The sequence below is a fragment of the Micromonospora sp. NPDC057141 genome (genome assembly GCF_042670805.1).
Lineage (GTDB): Bacteria > Actinomycetota > Actinomycetes > Mycobacteriales > Micromonosporaceae > Micromonospora.
In genome coordinates, this window is record NZ_JBHUVA010000008.1 from 119,020 (window position 1) to 140,755 (window position 21,736).

20 protein-coding genes are annotated in these 21,736 nt (G+C 71.7%); 15 read left to right on the forward strand and 5 right to left on the reverse strand.

Going from position 1 to position 21,736, the window contains the following annotated elements; translation table 11 throughout:
- Positions 1-87 precede the first annotated feature (87 nt).
- Positions 88-393 (reverse strand): putative quinol monooxygenase, encoded by a 306-nt coding sequence (locus tag ACFT41_RS08280; protein ID WP_377582876.1) that lies wholly within the window; start codon positions 391-393, stop codon positions 88-90.
- A 318-nt stretch (positions 394-711) separates the two neighbouring features.
- Between ACFT41_RS08280 and ACFT41_RS08285 the strand changes: the two genes are divergently transcribed.
- Positions 712-1,314 carry a ferritin-like domain-containing protein gene (locus ACFT41_RS08285; protein WP_377582873.1) on the forward strand — a complete coding sequence of 201 codons (603 nt, stop codon included), beginning with the start codon at positions 712-714 and terminating at the stop codon, positions 1,312-1,314.
- Here the strand turns inward: ACFT41_RS08285 and ACFT41_RS08290 are convergent.
- The 4 genes from ACFT41_RS08290 to ACFT41_RS08305 all read right to left on the reverse strand — a co-directional run bounded on the left by ACFT41_RS08290 (position 1,250) and on the right by ACFT41_RS08305 (position 6,552).
- Positions 1,250-4,015, reverse strand: a complete 2,766-nt coding sequence (locus tag ACFT41_RS08290) for an AAA family ATPase (RefSeq protein ID WP_377582871.1) — start codon at positions 4,013-4,015, stop codon at positions 1,250-1,252. The two genes, ACFT41_RS08285 and ACFT41_RS08290, sit on opposite strands and share 65 nt — an antisense overlap.
- 141 nt (positions 4,016-4,156) lie before the next feature.
- Complete coding sequence (locus tag ACFT41_RS08295) at positions 4,157-5,065, reverse strand: AraC family transcriptional regulator N-terminal domain-containing protein (RefSeq protein WP_377582869.1); 909 nt, start codon at positions 5,063-5,065, stop codon at positions 4,157-4,159.
- Between the two features lie 352 nt (positions 5,066-5,417).
- On the reverse strand, positions 5,418-5,948 hold the full coding sequence (locus ACFT41_RS08300) for an NUDIX hydrolase (RefSeq protein WP_377582865.1): 531 nt from the start codon (positions 5,946-5,948) through the stop codon (positions 5,418-5,420).
- 40 nt (positions 5,949-5,988) lie between these two features.
- The gene (locus ACFT41_RS08305; RefSeq protein ID WP_377582863.1) at positions 5,989-6,552 is read right to left on the reverse strand and encodes a nuclear transport factor 2 family protein; all 564 of its coding nucleotides are present in this window, start codon (positions 6,550-6,552) and stop codon (positions 5,989-5,991) included.
- 846 nt (positions 6,553-7,398) lie between these two features.
- Between ACFT41_RS08305 and ACFT41_RS08310 the strand changes: the two genes are divergently transcribed.
- The 14 genes from ACFT41_RS08310 to ACFT41_RS08375 form a co-directional block, all read left to right on the forward strand.
- Positions 7,399-8,475 carry a transcriptional regulator protein gene (locus ACFT41_RS08310; protein WP_377582861.1) on the forward strand — a complete coding sequence of 359 codons (1,077 nt, stop codon included), beginning with the start codon at positions 7,399-7,401 and terminating at the stop codon, positions 8,473-8,475.
- Positions 8,476-8,749: 274 nt separating this feature from the next.
- Entirely contained in the window at positions 8,750-9,400 is a 651-nt protein-coding gene (locus ACFT41_RS08315) for a hypothetical protein (protein WP_377582859.1), read from the forward strand.
- Between the two features lie 232 nt (positions 9,401-9,632).
- On the forward strand, positions 9,633-11,105 hold the full coding sequence (locus ACFT41_RS08320; protein WP_377582857.1) for an FAD-dependent monooxygenase: 1,473 nt from the start codon (positions 9,633-9,635) through the stop codon (positions 11,103-11,105).
- 26 nt (positions 11,106-11,131) lie between these two features.
- Positions 11,132-11,461 (forward strand): TcmI family type II polyketide cyclase, encoded by a 330-nt coding sequence (locus ACFT41_RS08325; RefSeq protein WP_377582855.1) that lies wholly within the window; start codon positions 11,132-11,134, stop codon positions 11,459-11,461.
- Positions 11,458-12,726, forward strand: a complete 1,269-nt coding sequence (locus tag ACFT41_RS08330; protein ID WP_377582853.1) for a beta-ketoacyl-[acyl-carrier-protein] synthase family protein — start codon at positions 11,458-11,460, stop codon at positions 12,724-12,726. The genes ACFT41_RS08325 and ACFT41_RS08330 overlap by 4 nt, the downstream gene beginning before the upstream one ends.
- Positions 12,723-13,946: a ketosynthase chain-length factor gene (locus ACFT41_RS08335; RefSeq protein WP_377582851.1), complete on the forward strand. Its 1,224-nt coding sequence runs from the start codon at positions 12,723-12,725 to the stop codon at positions 13,944-13,946. The genes ACFT41_RS08330 and ACFT41_RS08335 overlap by 4 nt, the downstream gene beginning before the upstream one ends.
- A gap of 23 nt (positions 13,947-13,969) precedes the next feature.
- Positions 13,970-14,239, forward strand: coding sequence for an acyl carrier protein (locus ACFT41_RS08340; protein WP_377582849.1), 270 nt, complete (start codon positions 13,970-13,972; stop codon positions 14,237-14,239).
- Between the two features lie 20 nt (positions 14,240-14,259).
- Entirely contained in the window at positions 14,260-15,045 is a 786-nt protein-coding gene (locus ACFT41_RS08345) for an SDR family NAD(P)-dependent oxidoreductase (protein ID WP_377582847.1), read from the forward strand.
- Between the two features lie 58 nt (positions 15,046-15,103).
- Positions 15,104-16,063 (forward strand): aromatase/cyclase, encoded by a 960-nt coding sequence (locus ACFT41_RS08350; protein ID WP_377582845.1) that lies wholly within the window; start codon positions 15,104-15,106, stop codon positions 16,061-16,063.
- Complete coding sequence (locus ACFT41_RS08355) at positions 16,053-17,630, forward strand: FAD-dependent monooxygenase (protein ID WP_377582843.1); 1,578 nt, start codon at positions 16,053-16,055, stop codon at positions 17,628-17,630. Before ACFT41_RS08350 ends, ACFT41_RS08355 begins: the two co-directional genes overlap by 11 nt.
- A gap of 44 nt (positions 17,631-17,674) precedes the next feature.
- Positions 17,675-18,436 (forward strand): SDR family oxidoreductase, encoded by a 762-nt coding sequence (locus ACFT41_RS08360; protein ID WP_377582841.1) that lies wholly within the window; start codon positions 17,675-17,677, stop codon positions 18,434-18,436.
- 102 nt (positions 18,437-18,538) lie between these two features.
- Complete coding sequence (locus tag ACFT41_RS08365) at positions 18,539-19,123, forward strand: NADPH-dependent FMN reductase (protein ID WP_377582839.1); 585 nt, start codon at positions 18,539-18,541, stop codon at positions 19,121-19,123.
- 45 nt (positions 19,124-19,168) lie between these two features.
- Positions 19,169-20,437, forward strand: a complete 1,269-nt coding sequence (locus tag ACFT41_RS08370) for an activator-dependent family glycosyltransferase (RefSeq protein WP_377582837.1) — start codon at positions 19,169-19,171, stop codon at positions 20,435-20,437.
- The coding region (locus tag ACFT41_RS08375; protein WP_377613766.1) for an MFS transporter at positions 20,434-21,736 on the forward strand (1,303 nt) is incomplete at its 3' end. The genes ACFT41_RS08370 and ACFT41_RS08375, both read left to right, overlap by 4 nt.

Sequence of the window (21,736 nt, forward strand, 5' to 3'; positions counted from 1 at the left end):
GGTCGAAGGGGGGACGTGTCAGTGCCATGAGGGGGTTTCCTGTCGTCGTGGTCGGGTGCGGAAGGGGTGGGGTGGCCGTTCGAGGTGTCAGATGGCGGCCTTGCCGCCGACCGGCACCTCGTCGAGGTATGCCGGCTCGCCGACGATCAGCGGCTGGAGTTGCGCCACCAGGGCCTGCGCCTCGTCGGTGGCGAAGAACCGGTGGTGCGCCTCCTCGGTCGTCCAGCCCTCGGTGACGTGGACGACATCGGAATCGGCGGCGGAACGGCCGATCAGGAAGACGACGCAGTCCCCGTTCGCCAGCGACGGCGACGCGAGCAGGAACTCGGCCAGTTCGTCGCCCTTGCCGGGCCGGGCGGTCATGGTGGCGTGGAAGCCGTATCTGATGGTCATCGGGCACTCTCCTCGGCGGCTGCCGCCGGACCTCGGCGGCGACGGTATTGCCTGCTGGGCTCCACTTTCGGTGCCGGCCGGTCGGCCTCCATCTGTCATCCGACTTCCGAAATCCGGGTCGCCGACGGCGGATGACCTAGCCGGTCGTGCCGCACCGGGCCGGCCCGGTTGCCGCACCGGGCCGGCCCCACGCCCGGCGCGAGCGGCCACGATGATCCGGTCCGGGGCGGCGAGGACCGCTCGGCGTCGATGCCTCCGCCGTGGGTTAGGTCATTCGACAGATGCGCAGGCCGGGAGCCGCGCCGCACCATCGGCGGTGTGACGCCACCAGGACGGGAACACCCCGCATCGCCGCCCACCGTGCTGCGGATGCGCGAGGTCCGCGACCGCGCCCTGTTCGACCTCGACGACGGGCCGGTCACGCCGTCGAACCGGGCCGATCTGACGGCGACCACGCGCCTGCTCAACGTGCTGCTGGCGAGCCTGGTCGTGTCCTCGTTGCAGTACGAGCAGCACGCCCTGGTCGTCCGCGCCCCGTCGGCCAGGCCGCTCGCGGAGCTCCTGTTCGCCGGGGCCGACCGCGACCGTGGTGACGCGCGGCTGGTCGCGACCCGGATCCGGCAACTCGGGTGCGTCGGCGACTACGACCCGCAGCACCTGAGCGCCCGGTCCCGGGTCGCCTTCCGGGCGTTCCCCGACGGTGACGTCGTCGGCATCGTGACGCAGAACCTCGTCGGGGCGCGGATTCTCGTTCAGTCGTTGCAGGAGGCGGTGCGCTGGATCGGCGACGACGACCCCACCACCCGGCGGCTCCTGGAGCGGCTGCTGGAGGCGAAGGAGACGCAGGCCGACGAGCTCAGCGCGCAGTCTGCTCAGCAGCAGGCGGCGACAGAGCATCCCGGAGCGCGGCCCGGGACGTGACGCCCAGCTTGGGGAAGATCCGGTACAGGTGGGCGCCGACGGTCCGGTGGGACAGGTACAGGCGCTCGGCGATCTGCTTGTTGGTCATGCCGCTCGCCGCCAGTTCCGCGATCTGGAGTTCCTGCGCCGTCAGCGCGGTCAGGTCACCCCGCTGCCGTGGGGCCGGTCGGTAGCCGCAGGCGCGCAGTTCCCCCTCCACCCGGGCGAGCCAGGGCTCGGCCGCCATGGCGGCGAATCCGTCGCGGGCGGCGAGCAGGTGCTGCCGGGCCTCCACCGGCGACCGGGTCCGCCGCAGTCTCTCCCCGAGGGCCAACCGCACCCGGGCCCCGTCGAACAGCCACCGCCCCGTCGCGGCGTCGGCCAGCATGGCCTCCAGACGGGTCACCGACTCGTCGTCGTCGAGGACGAGGGCCTCGGCGCCGGCCTGGAGCAGGGCCATCCGGGAGGACAACGCCCCCACGTCCGCGTCCCGCATCGCCCGGATGTGGGCCCGGGCCTCGGCCGTGCGCCCGGTCCGTACGGCCGCCTCGACCAGGTCGAACATGACCCAGGTGCAGTGCGGCACGTGGGAGGCGAGCACGCCGGGCGGGCTCATGGCGGCGGCGTGCCCGAAGGCGGCGTCGTAGTCACCCTGCCCCATGGCGGCGAGCGTCCGGGGATGCTGCGCGAACAGCGCGGCGGCGGCCACGCCCCGGGGCAGGGCCCAGCGGGTGATCTCGTCGGCGAGCGCGTACGCCTCGTCGAACCGTCCCCGCCCGGCCGCGAGAATCGCCCGGTTGTACCGGAAGTACCACGCGAAGAACGAGAAGCCGGTGGTGTCGCAGATGCGCTGGCCCTCGACGGCGAGTTCCTCGGCCTCGTCCCACCGGCCCACGAGATAGTCGTCGAGGCACAGGTGCATCAGGGCTCCGAGGTGTCGGCGGGGCGCGCCGCCGTTGCGCCCGTGCCGAACCAGCTGCCAGGACGCCTCCCGGGAGTCGCCGAGACGATCGAGATACACCGAGGCCGTGCCGATCCGCATGATGCGGGTGGGGTCGGCGTTCTCGGTCAGCGTCCGGAGCACCGCGTCGATCCGGCGCAGCGCCGCCTTCCCGGTGCGTACCGGATCGGCGAAGCTGTCGCTCGCCAGCGCGAGCACGTCCGGTGGCCGGGGCTGGATCCGTCGCAGCACCGCGAAGAACGGTTCCCAGTACTCCGGGGTGCTGCCGTACCAGCACAGCAGCAGCAGGGTGTGCATGGCCTCGACGAGCGCGGGGTCGTCGGCCCGGTAGCCGTGGTCGCCGGTCTCGATGGCCCCCGACAACAGTCGGTGCGCGGTGTTCACGTCGCCGTCCCCGTTGATCATGAGGAAGGCGGTCGCGTTGGCCGCGTGCAGGGACCCGGCGGAATCCGGAGCCGCCCGACGCGCGTCGGTCAGCAGGATCTTCGCGTCGTCGATGGTGCCGCTGGCCTCCGCGCCGATGTACGCGGCCTCGGCGAGCCGCCGTCCCCGGCCGGTGCTCGTGGTGCTCAGCTCGGCGGCTCGGACCAGGGCCGCCACCGCCGCGAACCCGTCCCCGCGGAGCATCACCCGATGCGCCGCGTCCTCGAGGAGCTCCGCCACCGCCTCGTCCGGGCCGACGGCAGCCGCCGCGAGGTGCCACGCGCGGCGTTCCTCGTCGTGGACCAGTGCGCCGGCGAGGGCGACGTGCGCGTTGCGGCGCTCCTCGTGGGTGGACATGGCCACGATCGCCGACCGGATCAGCGGATGCCGGAACGCGATCCGGGCCGTGGCGTCGTCCACCCGTACCAGCTGCGCCCGCTCCGCGGGGGCCAGGTCGGCCAGGCTGGGTTGGTCGGGCAGGGCGGCGCGGAGCACCCGGACGTCGCCGGTGCCCTCGAAGGCGGCGAGCAGCAGCACCTGCCGGGTCGCCTCGGGTAGCCCGGTCAACCGGGCCGCGAAGATCGCCTGTAGCCGGTCGCTGAGGGGGACAACCTCGGGTTGCGTCCCCGTGCGTCGCACGGAACCCAGCAGCGCGGCGGGCAACTCCATCAGCGCGAGGGGATTGCCCTGTGCGAGGTCGAGCAGGCGTCGGCGTACCCGCGCCGGCAGCTGCGGGTGACGTACGTCGACCAGCCGCCCGGCGGCCTCGTCGTCGAGCGGCCCGACGACGTGCTCGGACAGCCCTCGCAGGTCGAGGAAGCTCACCGATCCCGTCCTGGTCGACGCCAGCAGCCCGGCCCGGCGACCCGCCAGCCGCCGGGCGATGAACCCGAGGACGACGGCGCTCGCGCGATCGATCCAGTGCACGTCGTCGACCACCAGCACGACCGGCACGTCGGCCGTGAGCTCCGTGACGAGCAGCAGGGCGGCGTTGCAGACCAGGAGGACGTCCGGGGGCGCGCCGGCGCCGAAGCCGAGAGCCACCGACAGCGCCTCGCGTGGACCGGGCGGGAGGCGGTCGAGAGCCGCGTGCACGGGCAGCAGCAGCTGGTGGAGACCGGAGTAGCTGACTTCGGCCTCGAACTCCGACCCGGACGCCCGCAGCACGCGCATCCCGCTAGTGAGAGCGAGTTCCGTCGCGGCGGTCATCAGGGAGGACTTGCCGACCCCCGGCTCGCCGCAGATCAGCCGCGCGCCGCCGCCATGGCGCACACCGTCGAGGAACTCGGCGAGCTGTGCCAGGTCGTCGTGGCGTCCGAACAGTTCGCTACCGGCCACCCGTACCTCACGCGCCGTCGTTGTCCGTCGGCCGCCAGCCGACCTCGGACCCTCTGTCCGGGCAGGCTACAGCGGGCGTCCCGTCGCACGGCCGTCCGTCGGGGAGGTGGGCAGGATCGGGCAAGAGAACGCGAGTTACGGTCAACCGTCGTGCGGCGCGACCCGCGCGGCGGCTCGTGCGTGCAGGCGGGCCGCGTCCTGGCGGGGCGGGCCACCGAACTGCCGGCGGTACTCGCGGCTGAACTGGGCGGGGCTTTCGTAGCCGACGCGGCGGCTGATCCCGGCGATGTCGCCGGGGCTGGCGGCGAGCAGCAGCCTGGCGCGTTGCAGGCGGATCTGCTTCTGATACTGGATCGGGCTCATCGAGGTGACGGCCTGGAAGTTGCGGTGGAACGCGGAAACGCTCATCCCCGCCTGCTGCGCCACCTCCTCGACGCGGAAGGGCTGCGCGTAGTTGTCGCGGATCCACTGGACGGCACGGGCGATGTGGCTGAGGCTGCTGTCGGGCAGGCCGAACTGGCGTAGGACGTGGCCCTGCTCGCCGGTGAGCAGCCGCCAGATGATCTCCCGCTTGATCAGGGGCGCGATCATGGGAATGTCGCGGGGCTGGTCGAGCAGGCGCAGCAGGCGGACGGCGGCGTCGAGCAGCTCGACGGGGGCCTTGCTGACGACCAGGCCGGCAGGTGCGTCTGGGGCGGGCGCCGGCAGGTCCGCAGGGTCTGCCTGGAGCAGCACCTCGGCGACGGCGGCCGACTGGAGGGTCAGGCCGAAGCCGAGCGCCGGCTCCTCCGGGCTGGCCCGGGCGAAGTGCGCGGTCACCGGCAGGTCGACCGAGGCGACGAGGTACTCGCCGGCATGATACTCGTACAGACGGTCGCCCAGCGCGAACCGCTTCGTCCCCTGGGCGACGAGGGCCAGCACCTTGCCGTAGGTGGTCGGCGTCGGCGGGCTGGGCCGATCGGCGCGGAAGATGCGGACGTCACCGACGCCGGTGCTCAGGTCGGGCCGGGCGTGCCGGGCCAGCAGAACGCGCAACTCGTCGAGCGGCATGCCCACAATTGAAGCACCGTGACCACGGTCCGGGTCCCGGGGCGTCAACCTCGCGCCGCTTCCCGCACGTCCGCTTCGACTACTCCTCGACCGACGTGCTCACCGCGGCCGACGTGGTGGGCCACATCTGTCCGCGCTGCCTGGCCGCCACCAGCGGCAGCCGGGACCGCCGGCAGCGGCAGAGCTGGGTACGCACCTCCCCCGACCCTGGGGCGGACCGACCGAGCCTGAGTCGATGATCACCTGCCCGGACGGTGCCGAGCTGGTCCGCGACGTCCCCGAGCCCTGGTGGTTCACTGCCTGGCCCGGATGCCCCGGTCCTGACGCCGAGGACTACTCCCTGATCAGAGTCCTACCGCCCGACCACGTAACCGTCCTGCCCGGGCCACTGTCCGGGCTCAGGGTGGAACGTCGTCCTCAGCCAGCGGTCGAGGAAGGCCGCCTGATCCGGAATCGTCCCGGTTGGCACACACCGGAAGGTTCCCACCTCGTCGGCCTGGTCGCCGGCGACCAGCTCACCTGCCACGACGGCGGCCTCGAAGGCGATGCCGACCGGCCAGCCCGCGTATCCGTCCTGGTGCATGCCCGGGTACTCGAGGTATCCGAGCATGCGCAGCACTGCCACCTCGACGCCGAGTTCGTTGCGGGCGACCCGGCGGACCGCGTCCGGCAGGAGTTCGCCGAAGCGAACCGTGCCGCCGGGTAGGTGCCACTGGCCCCGGCACGGATCGATCGACCGGCGGGTGAGCACGACTCCGGACGGGGTGGTGACGACGACCTCGACGGTCAACCGGGGCACCCGCGCGTAGATCGCCGCGAACTCGGCCGGCGGCAACGGACGGTCGACCGCCGGGCCGACCGCAGACGTGTTCACATCGGCCACGGCATCCAGGTTCGCACACCCGCGGTGGTGAGTCGGCCGTTCACGCGGTGTGGCCTGCGGGTCCGCCGGGCCCCGGGTCGGCGGTGGGTGGCACCGTACGTTCGGGGAACTCACCGACCGGTGTGCCGCTGCCCGAGGTCCAGACGAGGGTGAAGCGCAGAGCCGAGATGCGCCAGCCCTGATCGCCGCGTACCGCCTCCACGTGGTAGTGGCCGCCGACATCGAGGCGCTGGTCGGGGGTGACGGCCAGGGGCGCGGCACCCCGCGCGATGTGGGTCCCGGCGACGTTGGCCCGCGCCAGCGCCCGGTCGCCATCGACTGCGACCGTGTGACCGCCGCTGAGGTGCAGGGTCACCTCCCACCTCAGCCGGGCCCGCCGGTGGAACTCCGACAGGCCGACGATTCCCTGCCAGTCCCCGATGGGAAAGCTCAGTCGGACGTCCTCGGTGAAGAGATCGAGATACCACTCGTCGGTGCGGTGCTCGTCGGCGGTGTCCAGGGCCGTCACGTAGCGGTCGATCAGTCCGGCGATCTCCGCCCGGTCCAGCAGGGCCGTCAGCCGGGCCTCGGTGGTCGGGGTGGAATTGTTGCCGCGGTGCGTCAAGACGTGCTCCCGCCTATGTGCTGGGCCGTGGGGTGCTGCATGAGGTGACGAAAGGGAGACGATGTCATACTCCGAAGGCGACCGACGGGTTGCCGGCGTAACATTTCGGCAACCCAGTGGACGGCGCTTGTTCGGTTGTTGCCTGCAATGGTAGTCCGGGCTGTCACCGTTTCCCGTTCGTTTGACTGGCCGTGGTTCATGGCGATGTCGCCGCTGCTTGTATTCAGTGGGGACGCATCGCCGCAACGAACTCCAACCATGTGACCATCGTCACTCGTCGCTGTTGGGTATTTGTCTCTGAAGCATCTGCTGATTCTGGGAATCCCGTTGACGTTGGAGTGATCATGGTCCTGCGCGCGTTTGCTCAGGTTGTGGCGGTGGAGTGTGGTGCTGCCCGGTCGGACCGTCGCGCTGCCGGCCGTCGGGATGGGGTGCGGGGCCACGTGGGATTCCCATCGGATGCGAACGTCGGGGAGCTCCCGGCGGTCGCCGGTGTCGCAAACGTGCTGCTCGGCGGCAATGTCGAGGTCGTCTACCAATTGCAGGGGCCTTGGGCAGTCGCATTCGAGTCAGGGCGGAGTGTGCGACCGGCGCCGCCTTTACACCTTGATGCCGCCCCGCATATAGTCGATCCCGTTGATGCCAATCTATTAATGTGACGGTGTGCTCCTGTCGCCTGAATGGCCTTACGGCGACGGGGGTGGCGGGTTGTCCACGTATTCTCGGATTTCCCGCCGCTATTTCTGAATCTGTTGTTCGGCGTCCACATGATTTGTAGCGGGGGCTATCGTGAGGGAGATTTCTGCTACTTCTGCGGAAGGCGAGGCTGGGCCGGATCGGGCGGTCGTGCGGGGCGAGTGGGCCTCGCCTGGGCTGCTCGACCGCCCGCCGGCCAGCCCGGCGGAGCGGGTACGGACGGAACTGCTGGCCGCCTCGGACTCACCCAGGGTGGCGGGGGAGAACCCGGACTACGTGAACCTGTTGGTGGAGTCGGAGACCCGTTTCCCGCCGATCCTGGTCCACCGCGCGACGATGCGGGTGGTCGACGGCATGCACCGACTGCGAGCGGCGGTCGTCCGCGGGGACACACACATCGACGTGCAGTTCTTCGACGGAGACGAGCGGGAGGCATTCGTACTGGCGGTGGAGCTCAACAACGCCCACGGGCTGCCGCTGTCGCTGGCCGACCGCACCACCGCCGCCTGCCGCATCATCGCCTCCCATCCGCACTGGTCGGACCGGGTCATCGCGGCCACCACCGGGCTCGCGGCGAAGACCGTGAGCGCCATCCGTCGGCGTGCAACCGATGCAAGCACGCGGTTGCACACCCGCATCGGCCGCGACGGCCGGGTCCGCCCGCTGGACAGCGCCGAAGGGCGTAGGCGGGCGAGCGACCTCATCGCGAAGCAGCCGGACGCGTCGCTGCGGACGATCGCCCGGGCCGCCGGCATCTCCCCGACCACGGTCCGTGACGTCCGGCAACGGATGAGCCGGGGCGACGACCCGGTGCCGCCGCCCCGGCAGCGCGGACCCAGGCGGGCGGCCGGGAACGTGACGCTCTCCGAGCTGGTCACCCCCGGGGTCGGCCAACCGCGGGACCGCAAGGCACTCTCCGCCAGTCTCTGCAACGACCCCTCCCTGCGTTTCACCGAGAAGGGCCGGTTACTGCTGCGCATCCTCGCGGCGCTCAACATCACCAGCGAGCAGTGGGGCGAGCTGATCGACACCATCCCACCGCACTCCATGCTCCTGGTCCACGGCGCGGCGGCGGCCTGCGCCGAGGCCTGGCAGGAGTTCGCCGAGCACGTCGAACGCCGGCTGCGCGCCACCGAACAACCCGAGCTACCAATCCGGATCCCGCCCGAGCTGCCGAGCCGGACCCCGGCCGAGCCGACCAGCCCCACCAGCGGGGCGAAGACCTAGAAAGGGTGCATCCATGACCACGATCGGCAGCTTGGACCGGCTGGGCGCCGTCTGTCGAGGCGCCCGATGCCGGGCCCGGCCAGACACCGCGGCAGCGACCGAACCAGGTTCCCGACTGTGCCCGTCCTGCCTGACGGCCGCAGCACGCGACCTCGACCTCCTGCCCACCCTGTACGACGAGTGTGAGCAGGCCATGCGCGGGGGAGGCCAGAATCCGCAGCCGGAACGGACCTCAGGCGGCGGGAGCCATCCGGCCATGCCGTTCAATCCGGTAGTGGCCGAGACCCGGTCGACGATCCTCGGTGTGCTGGGCTGCTGGGCCGGGCTGGTCGTCGACGAACGGCGGGTCGTCGCGCCGGCCCGTACCGCCATCGGGTTGGCCAACTTCCTGCTGCGGCATCTGCGCTGGCTGGCCGCGCATCCGGCGGCCGGCGAGTTCAGCGACGAGACGGCTCGTCTGGTCCGCTCGGCCCGGCGGGCGGCGTACCCGTCGCAGGTGCGCCAGGTCGTGCTCGGCGTCTGCGTGGAGCCCGGCTGCGACGGGCAACTGACGGCCCTGCTGCGCCCCGGGGACCCGACCCGCACCGAGATCCGGTGCCGAAAGGATGCCGGCCACCGGTGGGCGGACCACCAGTGGCTGGAACTGAGCCGGCGGATGGGTGACGGGACCGCCGTACCCGCCCGGCGGATCGCGGGTGGCCGGGACGCCGTGCCCGGCGTCCGGTGGTTGGCCGCCGCCGACATCGCCCGGCTGTGGCGGGTGCCCTCCGGCACCGTTTACCGGCTGGCCAGCGAGCAGGGGTGGGAACGGCGTAGGCGGGCCGGCCGGACCCTCTATCTCGAGACCGACGTGAGCCGGACGTTCGACCGGCGTACGGCGGCCCCGACGCGCCTCGCACACCAGCCGGTCGACGAACTGCCCTGATTGTTTGAACGTTGCTTGACGCTGGGCGGCGGACCGAAGAAGCTGTATCCCAACATCCGCCGCATTGGCACCTCACCCCGCGAAACAGGGTGGCCGGCGATTCCGGGTGAGGCCAGGAGAATTTCGTACCGGCCGATGTGTATTCGTTTCCCAGGCGCTCACGAAAGACCGTGCCCGTCCGGGCCTGGGTGATTCCCGTCCGACATTCAACCGTCGATCGAAAGGAAAATCGATGGATGCTGCGGTCATTGTGGTGGGGGCCGGTCCGGCGGGGCTGATGCTCGCCGCGGAACTGCGTCTCAGCGACGTTCCGGTGGTCCTGGTCGACCGGCTGTCCCAGCCGACCGGCGAGTCCCGGGGCCTGGGCTTCACCGCCCGAACGATGGAGGTGTTCGACCAGCGCGGCCTGCTGCCCCGGTTCGGGGAGATCGAGACCAGCCCGGTGGGGCACTTCGGCGGGCTGCCGGTCGACTTCGGCGTGCTCGACGGGGCACACTTCGGGGCCAAGGGGGTGCCGCAGGCGCGGACCGAGGCGGTGCTGACCGAGTGGGCGATCGAGCTGGGTGTCGACCTGCGCCGCGGCTGGGAGTTCGTCGGGCACACCGAACTCCCCGACGGGGTACGGGCGCAGTTCGTCACCCCGGACGGGACGGCCACGCTGCGGGCGGCGTACCTGGTCGCCTGTGACGGTGGACGGAGCACGGTCCGCAAGGCGGCCGGCTTCGACTTCCCCGGCACGGCGGCGACGCTGGAGATGTTCCTCGCCGACGTCAAGGGCTGCGACCTGCGCCCGCGTCCGATCGGGGAGTCGTCCCCCGGTGGCATGGTGATGGCCGGCCCGCTGGGCGACGGGGTGGACCGGATCATCGTCTGCGAGCGGGGCACGCCACCCCAGCGGCGGGACTCGCCGCCGACCTTCGCCGAGGTCGCCGACGCCTGGCAACGGCTGACCGGCGAGAGCATCCACCACGGCACCGGCCTGTGGGTCAGCGCCTTCGGCGACGCCACCCGGCAGGTGACGCAGTACCGGCGGGGTCGGGTCCTGATCGCCGGGGACGCCGCCCACATTCATCTGCCGGCCGGGGGACAAGGCCTCAACGTCAGCGTCCAGGACTCGGTCAACCTCGGCTGGAAGCTGGCCGCGGTGGTCCGTGGGTCCGCCCCGGAGGAACTGCTCGACACGTACCACGCCGAACGGCACCCGGTCGGCGCGCGTCTGCTGATGAACACCCGGGCCCAAGGGCTGCTCTTCCTCAGCGGCGCCGAGATGCAGCCGATGCGGGACGTGCTCACCGAGCTGATCACGTACGACAGCGTCAGTCGACACCTGGCCGGCATGGTCAGCGGCCTGGACATCCGGTACGACGTCGGGCCGGGCGACCACCCGCTGCTCGGTCGCCGGATGCCGCACCACGAACTGGTCGGCGAGGCGGGCAAGACCAGCACCACCGAGCTGCTGCACCCGGCCCGAGGCGTGCTGCTCGACCTCGCCGACGACCCCGCGCTGCGCAGCGTCGCCGCCAAGTGGTCGGACCGGGTGCGGGTCGTCACCGCCACCCCGCACGGCGCAGAACCCGGCAGTTCGTTGCGCGGCGTCCGCGTCGTGCTCGTCCGCCCCGACGGGCACGTGGCCTTCACCGCCGTGCGGGACACGGAGACGACGGACCTGCCGGCGGCACTGACCCGCTGGTTCGGCCCGGCCTGAGCGAAGCGTCGAAGGAGACAACAGGCATGTTCAGCACCCTGATCGTGGCTCGGATGGCCCCGGACTCCGCGCCGGACGTCGCTCGGCTCTTCGCCGAGTTCGACAAGACCGACCTGCCCCAACGGATGGGCACCCGGCGGCGTGAGCTGTTCGCGTACCGCGGCCTGTACTTCCACCTCCAGGACTTCGATTCCGAGACCGGCGGTGAGGCGGTGGAGAAGGCCAAGGCGGATCCGTTGTTCGTGGCCATCAGCGACGACCTCAAGCCGTTCATCGGTGCCTACGACCCGGCGACGTGGCGCTCGCCCAAGGATGCCATGGCGACTCGTTTCTATCACTGGGAGGAGACCCTGTGAGGCCTCGGGTAGTCATCACCGGAATCGGCGTTCTCGCACCTGGCGGAATCGGCGTCAAGGAGTTCTGGAGCCTCCTCGGCGACGGGCGTACGGCGACCCGGCGGATCTCGCTCTTCGACCCCACACCGTTCCGCTCGCAGATCGCTGCCGAGATCGACTTCGATCCGTACCTGAGCGGGTTGACGCCGCAGGAGGTACGGCGGATGGACCGGGCGGCGCAGCTGGCGGTCGTGGCCGCCCGTGAGGCGGTCGAGGACAGCGGCCTGGACCCGGAGGAACTCGCGGCGCACCGGGTTGGCGTCACGGTCGGCAGCGCGGTCGGCGCGACGATGGGTCTGGACCAGGAGTACCGGGTGGTGAGCGACGGCGGTCGGCTGGAACTGGTCGACCACGAGTACGCCCCGCCCCACCTCTACAACCATTTCGTGCCCAGCTCCTTCGCGGCGGAGGTGGCGTGGGCGACCGGCGCCGAGGGTCCGGCGACCGTGGTCTCCAACGGGTGCACCTCCGGCATCGATGCCGTGGGACACGCCTGCGAGCTGATCCGGGAGGGGTCGGTCGACATCGTGATCGCCGGTGCCACCGACGCTCCGATCTCGCCGATCACCGTCGCCTGCTTCGACGCGATCAAGGCGACCAGCCCCCGCAACGACGACCCGGAGCACGCCTCGCGTCCGTTCGACGCCACCCGCAACGGGTTCGTGTTGGGCGAGGGTTCGGCGATCTTCGTGCTTGAGGAGTACGAGCACGCCCGGCGGCGCAACGCGCACATCCACGCCGAGATCGCCGGCTTCGCCTCCCGGTGCAACGCGTTCCACATGACCGGGCTGCGGCCGGACGGTCGGGAGATGGCCGAGGCCATCCGGACCGCGTTGGCCGAGGCTCGGGTGAATCCCGAGGACATCGACTACGTCAACGCGCACGGCTCCGGCACCAAGCAGAACGACCGGCACGAGACGGCCGCCCTCAAGCTCAGCCTGGGCCACCACGCGTACGCCACCCCGGTCAGTTCGATCAAGTCGATGATCGGGCACTCGCTGGGCGCGGTCGGCTCCCTGGAGATCGCCGCCTCCGCCCTGGCCATCGAGACCGGCCTCATCCCACCCACCGCCAACCTGCACAACCCCGACCCGGAGTGCGACCTCGACTATGTGCCCCGGGTGGCCCGGATACAACGCGTCGACACCGTACTCACCGTCGGCAGCGGGTTCGGTGGGTTCCAGAGCGCGATGGTGCTGACCCGCGCCGACCGGAGCAGACCGTGACGGCCCGGGTGGTGGTGACCGGCATCGGTGTCACCGCCCCCAACGGACTGGGCGCCGAAGCGTACTGGGCGGCGACCCTGAAGGGCGAGAGCGCCATTCGTCCGGTCTCCCGGTTCGTACCCGACCGGTATCCGGCCCGGTTGGCCGGGGAGATCCGCGACTTCGATCCCGCCGAGCACCTGCCGAGCCGGCTGCTGCCGCAGACCGACCGGATGACCCAACTGGCCCTGGTCGCCGCCGACTGGGCGTTGAGCGACGCTGCGGTACGCGCTGGCGACGTGCCCGAGTACGACATGGGCGTCGTGACCGCCAGTTCCTCCGGCGGCTTCGAGTTCGGGCAGGGTGAACTGCGTAACCTGTGGAGCCAGGGCGGCCAGTACGTCAGCGCCTATCAGTCGTTCGCCTGGTTCTACGCGGTCAACACCGGGCAGATCTCCATCCGCAACGGGATGCGGGGCCCGTGTGGGGCGCTGGTCAGCGAGCAGGCCGGTGGGCTGGACGCGGTGGCCCAGGCACGTCGGCACGTACGCCTTGGCACCCGGGTGATGGTCACCGGGGGGATGGACGCGTCGATCTGCCCGTGGGGCTGGGTCGCCCAGTTGGCGAGCCGCCGGCTGAGCCTCAGCGACGAGCCGGAGCGGGCGTACCTGCCCTTCGACGCCGCCGCCGGTGGCTACGTACCGGCCGAGGGTGGAGCCCTGCTCGTCGTCGAGGACGCCGACTCGGCCCGTGAACGCGGCGCGCCGACCGTGTACGGCGAGATCGCCGGATACGGCGCCAGCTTCGATCCGCACCCGGACAGCGGCCGGCCACCGGCCACCAGGCGGGCCATCGAGGCGGCCCTGGCCGATGCCGAACTGTCGCCCGCCGACATCGACGTCGTGTTCGCCGATGCCTGCGGCGTCGCCGAGCAGGACCGGATCGAGGCCGAGGCGATCAGGGCGGTCTTCGGGCCCTTCGGGGTGCCGGTGACCGCGCCCAAGACGATGACCGGCCGGCTCTGCTCCGGCGCCGGCGCGCTCGACGTGGTGACCGCCCTGCTCGCGCTCGGCGACGGCGTCGTGCCGCACACCGTGCACGTCACCCCGGTCCCGGAGCACGGCATCGACCTGGTCACCGAGGCACCCCGGCGGCGTCCGCTGCGGGCCGCGCTGGTGCTGGCCCGAGGCTACGGCGGCTTCAACTCCGCGCTGGTCGTCCGTACGCCGCAACCGCAGTAGCCCTTCCAGGAAGGAGCCACCTGATGGCCGACTTCACGATCGACGACCTTCGACGGATTCTGCACGCCGCGGCGGGGACCGACGAGAGCATCGACCCCGCCACCGACATCCACGACACCACCTTCGACGACCTCGGGTACGACTCGCTCGCCCTCCTGGAGGCCGGGTCCCGGATCGAACGCGAGTACGGCATCTCGCTCGATGACAGCGCCGTGATCGAGGCGGGGACGCCCCGGTGCCTGCTCACCGCCGTCAACACCCGACTGTCCAACGCCAAGCGCCTGGTCAAGTGAGCCAGGGAGAGGAACGCCAGATGTCGGAGCAACGTTCCCGGGTGGCGCTGGTCACCGGTGCCACCAGCGGTATCGGCCTCGCCGTGACCGAGCAGCTGGCCGCCTCCGGGCACCAGGTGTTCATCTGCGCCCGTAACGCCGAGCGGGTCGCGTCGACCGCCAAGGACCTGCGCGAGCGCGGGTTCGACGTCGACGGCACGCCCTGCGACGTCCGGTCCGGTACCGAGGTCGAGGAGGCCGTCCGGGCCGCGGTGAGCCGCTACGGGACGCTCGGCGTCCTGGTCAACAATGCCGGCCGCAGCGGCGGTGGGGTCACCGCCGATCTCGCCGACGACCTGTGGCTCGACGTGATCGAGACCAACCTGAACAGCGTGTTCCGGATGTCCAGGGCGGCGTTGACCATCGGCGGGATGCGCGACGCCGGGTGGGGACGGATCATCAACATCGCCTCCACCGCCGGCAAGCAGGGTGTGGTGCTGGGCGCGCCGTACTCGGCCTCCAAGCACGGGGTCGTCGGCTTCACCAAGGCGCTGGGAAACGAGTTGGCCCCGACCGGGGTCACGGTCAACGCGGTCTGCCCCGGATATGTCGAGACGCCGATGGCGCAGCGGGTCAGGCAGGGCTACGCGGGTGCCTGGGACGTCACCGAGGACGAGGTCATGCGCCGGTTCCAGGCCAAGATCCCGCTGGGCCGCTACTCGACCCCGCAGGAGGTCGCCGGCCTGGTCGGGTACCTCGCGTCGGAGACCGCCGCGTCGATCACCGCCCAGGCGATCAACGTGTGCGGCGGGCTCGGCAACTTCTGAGTGCTCCCGGTGCCGGGCCACCGGCCCGTAGCTGCGTCGTCGTGACCGAGGAGGATGGATGTCTGAGCACCAGCGCAACGTCGAGCACCAGCGCAACGTCGAGCACCAGATCGAGATCGAGGTACCGGCCGCCACGGCCTACCGGCTCGTCGCCGAGGTGGAGAACTGGCCCCGGCTGTTCCCGCCGACCGTCCACGTCGACCAGGTCGAGAGCGCCGAACGGGAGGAACGGATCCGGATCTGGGCCACGGCCAACGGTGAGCCCAAGAGCTGGACCTCCCGCCGGTGGCTGGACCCGGACGGGCTGCGGATCGACTTCCGGCAGGAGGTCTCGACCCCGCCGGTCGCGGCGATGGGCGGAGCCTGGCTGATCGAACCGGTCGCCGCCGACCGGTGCCGGGTACGGCTGCTGCACGACTATCGGGCCGTTGACGACGACCCCGGGCAGCTGGTCTGGATCGATGCGGCCGTGGACCGCAACAGCACCGCCGAGCTGGCCGCGCTGAAGGCCAACGCGGAGCTGGCCGACGACGGGGTCGGCCGACTGCTCGTCTTCGACGACACGGTGGAGATCGACGCGCCGGCCAAGGCGGTCTACGACTTCATCAACGAGGCCGACCGCTGGCCGTCCCGGCTGCCGCACGTGGCCCGGGTGTCGCTGATCGAGGAGACCCCGGGGCTGCAGCTGCTGCAGATGGAGACCCTGACCAAGGACGGGTCGACCCACACCACCACCTCGGTGCGGGTCTGCTTTCCCGACGAGCGCATCGTCTACAAGCAGATCCAGACGCCGGCCCTGATGACCCTGCACACCGGGCACTGGCTGTTCGAGGGCCGCCCGGGCGGGGTGACGGTCACCTCGCGACACACCGTCGTGATCAACGAGGCGAACGTGACCCGGGTCCTGGGCCCTTCGGCCACCGTCGCGGACGCCCGCACCTTCGTGCGCAACGCGCTCAGCACGAACAGCCTGGCGACGCTGCGCCACGCCAAGGAGCACGCCGAACGTGCGGGCTGAGCCGGCCTCGGGACTGGACGGCCGAGGTCCTGTACGCCTGGGTGCGCGTGCGACGGGCGGGGCCGCCGACCGGTACCGAAGCACCGACGTCATTCTGGTGGGTGCCGGCCCGGTGGGGCTGATGCTCGCCGGGGAACTGCGGCTCGGCGGCGCCCGGGTCACCGTGCTGGAGCGGCTGGCCGAGCCCACCGGGGAGTCCCGGGCGACCCATCTGAACACCCGGACGATGGAGGTCCTCGACCAGCGTGGCCTGCTCGACCGGTTGGGCGAGGTCGGCTGTGACCGGACCAGTCACTTCGGCGGCATCCCGGTGGATCTCAGCCGGCTGCCCAGTCGACACCCGGGGCACTGGCGGGTCCGGCAGTCGCTGGTCGAGTCGGTTCTGGCGACCTGGGTCCGGGAGCTGGGCGTCGACGTACGCCGCGGTCACGAGCTGTGCGACCTGACGGTGACCGACGGGGGCGTCGAGGCGACGGTGCGCAGCCGGGCGGGGGCACGCCGGATGTCGGCGGGGTATCTCGTGGGCTGCGACGGCGAGGAGAGCACCGTCCGCGCCCTGGCCGGCTTCGAGCTGGCCGGCTCCACCGCCGAACGGCTGTTGTACCGGGCAGACCTGCTCGGGGTGGACCTGGCCGAGCGGCGGCTGCGCCGGTACCCGGCCGGGGTGGCCAGCGCGGCACGCCGGGACGACGGCACGACCCGGATCATGGTGCACGAGTTCGGCCGCCCACCGGCACGCCAGGGCCGGGTGCCCGCATTCGCGGACGTGGCGGCGGCCTGGCAGCGGGTCACCGGCGAGGACGTCCACGCGGCGCGTCCGGTGTGGCTCGACTCGTTCGACGACGCGAGCCTCCAGGTCACCCGGTACCGCCAGGGCCGGGTGCTGGTGGCCGGGGACGCCGCGCACGTGCAGATGCCGGTCGGTGGGCAGGCTGTCAACCTGGGCATCCAGGACGCCGTCAACCTGGGCTGGAAACTGGCCGCCGAGGTGCGGGGCTGGGCACCGCCAGGGCTGCTCGACAGCTACCACGACGAGCGGCACCCGGTCGGCGCCCGGGTGCTCAAGGACGTCCGGGCCCAGGCACTGCTGCTCTTCGGCGGGCCCGAGATGGAGGCGCTGCGCGCGGTACTGACCGAACTGCTGGGCAGCACCGAGGCGCAGGCGCACCTGGCCGGGGCGATCAGCGGGCTCGACGTGCGGTACCGGGCGGGCGGTCCGGCAGATCCGCTGGTCGGCTGCCGGATCTCGCACCACGCGCTGCTCACCGCCGCCGGCTGGTCGAGTACGACCGCGCTGCTGCGGCCGGCGCGCGGCGTGCTGGTCTGCGCCACGACGAGCCGCCAGCAGATCGCCCGGTTCCGGGCGGTGGCCGAGGGATGGACCGGGCGGGTCCGGGCGCTGACCGCCCGCCCCGACCGGTCCAGCGCGCTGCACGCCGAGCGGGCCGTCCTGCTCCGTCCCGACGGGCACGTGGCCTGGACCGCCAGCGGCTCCGGGCAGCTTAGGGCGGCCCTGCACCGCTGGTTCGGCGCGCCCGGGGACGAGCCGCTGCCGGCGCTCGACTGATCGACCGAACTGATTCGGCAACCACTCGAACGAAGGGGACGACCATGGGCAGACTTGCCGGACGGACGGCACTGGTGACCGGCGCGAGTCGGGGCATCGGCCGGGGCATCGCCGAGCGGCTCGGGCGCGACGGCGCCCTGGTGGCCGTGCACTACCGCGCCGGGCAGGCGGCGGCGGAGGAAGTCGTGGCGGCCATCACGGCCGCCGGAGGGCGGGCCTTCCCGGTTCAGGCCGAACTGGGTGTGCCGGGCGACGTGGACACGCTCTTCGACGGTCTCCAGGCGGGGCTCAAGGAGCACACCGGTGGCAGCACGCTGGACATCGTCGTGAACAACGCCGGCGTGATGGGGGGCGGCGAGCCCGAGGAGATCACCACCGAGCAGGTGGAGCGTCTGCTGGCGGTGAACGCGGTCGCGCCGCTGTTCATCGTGCAGCGGGCGTTGTCCCTGATGCCCGACGGGGGCCGGATCGTCAACGTCTCGTCGGCGTTGACCCGGATGCCGCTGCCGCAGGAACTCGCGTACGCGATGTCCAAGGCGGCGCTGGAGATGCTCGGCCTGCACCTCGGTCGCCATCTCGCGGCGAGGAGGATCACGGTCAACACCGTGGCGCCCGGGGTCACCGACAACGGCAGCGAGTTTCTCCAGCAGCCGGAGATCCGGCAGGCGATGGCCCAGACGACCGCCTTCGGCCGGTTGGGTGAGCCGGCCGACATCGCCGACGTCGTGGCGTTCCTGGCCTCGGACGACGCTCGGTGGATCACCGGTGGGGTGCTGGACGTCAGCGGCGGGACACTGCTCGTCTGAGCGCTGGACATTGACCTCAACTTTGGTTCAGGTCATAGCGTCAGGGTCGTCGTCGGTGCGGGGCACCACGACCAATCAGGCCCGACGTCGAAGGGGACAGTTATGTCGACCGAACCGATCCGGCTCGCTCTGATCATCGGCAGCACCCGGCAGGGGCGGTTCGGCCCGACCGTTGCCGACTGGTTCGTCAAGCAGGTGCGACAGCGCGACGCCTTCGAGGTCGACGTGATCGATCTGGCCGAGCACGACCTGCCCACGTCCATCACCACGCAACTCAGTGCCCCGGCGGCACAGGTGTTGGGCGAGATGGCGGGCCGTCTGCAGGCGGCGGACGCCTTCGTGGTGGTCACCCCGGAGTACAACCACAGCTACCCGGCCCCGCTGAAGAACGCCATCGACTGGCACTCCACCCAGTGGCACGCCAAGCCGGTGGGCTTCGTGTCGTACGGCGGGCTCTCCGGAGGGCTGCGGGCCGTGGAGGCGCTCCGCCTCGTCTTCGCCGAACTGCACGCGGTCACCGTCCGGGCGACGGTCAGCTTCCACAACGCGTGGGGGCAGTTCGGCGCGGACGGTGACCCGATCGACCCGGAGGGCTGCGACACCGCCGGGAAGTACCTGCTCGACCAGCTCGGCTGGTGGGCCACGACCCTGCGTGAGGGGCGCGAGCGCCGACCGTACGTACCGTGATCCGGCGGGCGAACGCCGGATCAGATCCCGAGAACGGACCCCCAGATGAGAATCCTGTTCACGATCTTTCCGGCCGCCGCCCACCTGTACCCGATCACCCCGCTGGCCTGGGCGTTGCAGGCGGCGGGACACGAGGTCCGGGTTGCGACCTCGCCCAACCTCGCCGGCAGCGTCGAGGCCGCCGGGCTGACCGCCGTGCCGGCCGGTGGTCCGGTCCAACTGGCCAGTGAGGAGGACGAGCGGCGGGGACGGCCGACGGACGTCCTCGCACTCGACCACTCCCACCGCAACGCCTGGCACACGGTGGCCCACTACCTCGGTGGCTTGTTCGTGCGTACCTATCCCGACCCGGAGCCCGGGGCGGAGCACGCGTCCATGGCGGACGACGTGGTCGCCTTCGCCCGGTCCTGGCGGCCTGACCTGGTCGTCTGGGACACCCTGAACCCCATCGGCATGGTGGCGGCGAAGGTCACCGGAGCGGCCCACGCCCGGCTGCTCTGGGGGCTGGACAACGTGGTCTGGCTCAACCGGAAGTTCCGGGACCGGCAGGGCGGCCAGCTCCGCGACGATCCCGTGGTCTGCTGGCTGGAGCCGCTGCTGCACCGGTACGGCTGCGACTACGACGACGAGGCGATCACCGGCCAGTGGACGCTGGACCTGGTGCCGCCCCGGATGCGGCTGCCACTGGACGTCCGGTACGTGCCGCTGCGCCGGGTGGCGTACTCCGGTGCCGCCACCCTGCCCGACTGGCTGCGTGAGCCGCCGCAGCGGCCCCGCGTCTGCCTCACCCTCGGAGTCAGCTCGCGCACGATCTACAACCGGTACGACGGGATCCCGATGTCGGATCTCTTCGAGCAGGTCGCCGACCTGGACATCGAGCTGGTGGCGACGCTCAACCACGCCCAGCTCGCCGAGGTGAGCAAGGTGCCGGACAACGTGCGGGCCGTCGACTACCTGCCGCTGCGGCTGCTCCTGCCGACCTGTTCGGCGATCGTGCACCACGGTGGTGGCGGCACCGCCGCCGCCGCCGTCGAGCAACGGGTGCCGCACCTGGTCGTCCCGGTGCTCAAGTGGGACGAGGAGGTCACCGCGAGGTACCTGGTCTCCCGGGGGGCCGCGATCGCCATGGACGCGGAGGAGTTCTCCGTCGACGACTTCCGGGCCAACCTGCTGCGCCTGCTGAACGAGCCCTCCTTCCAGCAGGGCGCCGACGCGCTCTACGAGGACATGCTCGCCATGCCGAGTCCCGTCGAGACCGTACCCGTGCTGGAGCGGCTGACGGCGCAGGCCCGGCGTACCACCGAAGCGCGGTGACGGCCGCCTCCACGCGGTCGTCGTCGCCGACGGCGGGCTGGGGCCTGTTGCTGGTGCTCTCCGGCAACATGCTGTTGGACGCGCTGGAGGTCGCCGTTCTGGTCGTCGCGCTGCCGACGATCGGCGCGGAGCTGGGCGTCGGCCTGGTCGATGCCCAGTGGCTGGTGACCGGCTTCGCGCTGGGCTTCGGCGGGACCCTGCTGTTCGGCCGGCGACTCGTCGACGCCCTCGGCCGACGCCGGGCCTACCTGCTGGCGATGGCCGCTTTCGCCCTGGCTTCGGTGGTCGCCGGCCTGGCTCCCACGGTCGGGCTGGTGATCGTCGCGCGATTCGTGAAGGGTTGCTGCGCCGCGGTCACCGCCACCACCGGCCTCGCGGTGATCGCCACGGTCTTTCCCCCCGGACCGCACCGGGACCGGGCACTGTCCGTGTACACCCTGGCCGGGGCCAGCGGCTTTTCCCTCGGCCTGGTGCTGTCGGGGCTGCTCACCTCCGTGGACTGGCGGTGGACGCTGGCTTTCCCCGCCCCCGTGGCGCTCGCGTTGCTGCTGGTCGCCCGCCGGCACGTGCCGCCCGACCCGCCGGGTCCGGTGGAGGCCGACGGACATCCGGCAGCCGGTGCGCCGACCTTCGTCGGCGGGGCCGTCCTGCTTACGTACGCCCTGGCGAGCGGCCCGACGCGGGGGTGGACGGACCCGTGGACCCTCGGCGCTCTGCTGTTCGGCGCGGGCGCGGTGCTGTTGTTCCGGCGACTCGGCCGGGCGGCCGGGCCACCGTTGTTCCGGGCGTTTCCGACCCTCCGGCAGGCGGCGCTGGGCGCGGGAGCCCTCAACGGCTCCTACTGGGGGCTCCTGCTGGTGCTCACGCTGCACCTACAGACCGTCCGGGGCTGGTCGCCGTGGTGGACGGCGGTGGCGCTGCTGCCGGCCAGCGTGCCGTTGGCGATCACCGCTCCCTGGTCCGGCCGGATGGTACGGCGCTTTGGCGCGGCCCGGCTGGTGGCCCTCGGCGGGGCTCTCCCACCGCTGGGCTACCTGCTGGCACTCCGGCTGGACCCGGACACCGGATACCTGACCGGTGTGCTGCCGGTGCTGCTGCTGGTCTCCGCCGGATTCGTCCTCGCCTTCGCAGCCCTGCACGTACGGGCCGTCGCAGCCGTGCCCGGTGAGCTACGCGGGCGGGCCACTGCCACGTACCAGACGGCCGTGCAACTCGTCGGCGCGGGAACGGTAGCCCTGGTCGCCGGGCTGCTGGCGACCGACAGCCCGGCGAGCCTGGCGTCGATGCCCGGCATCGGCG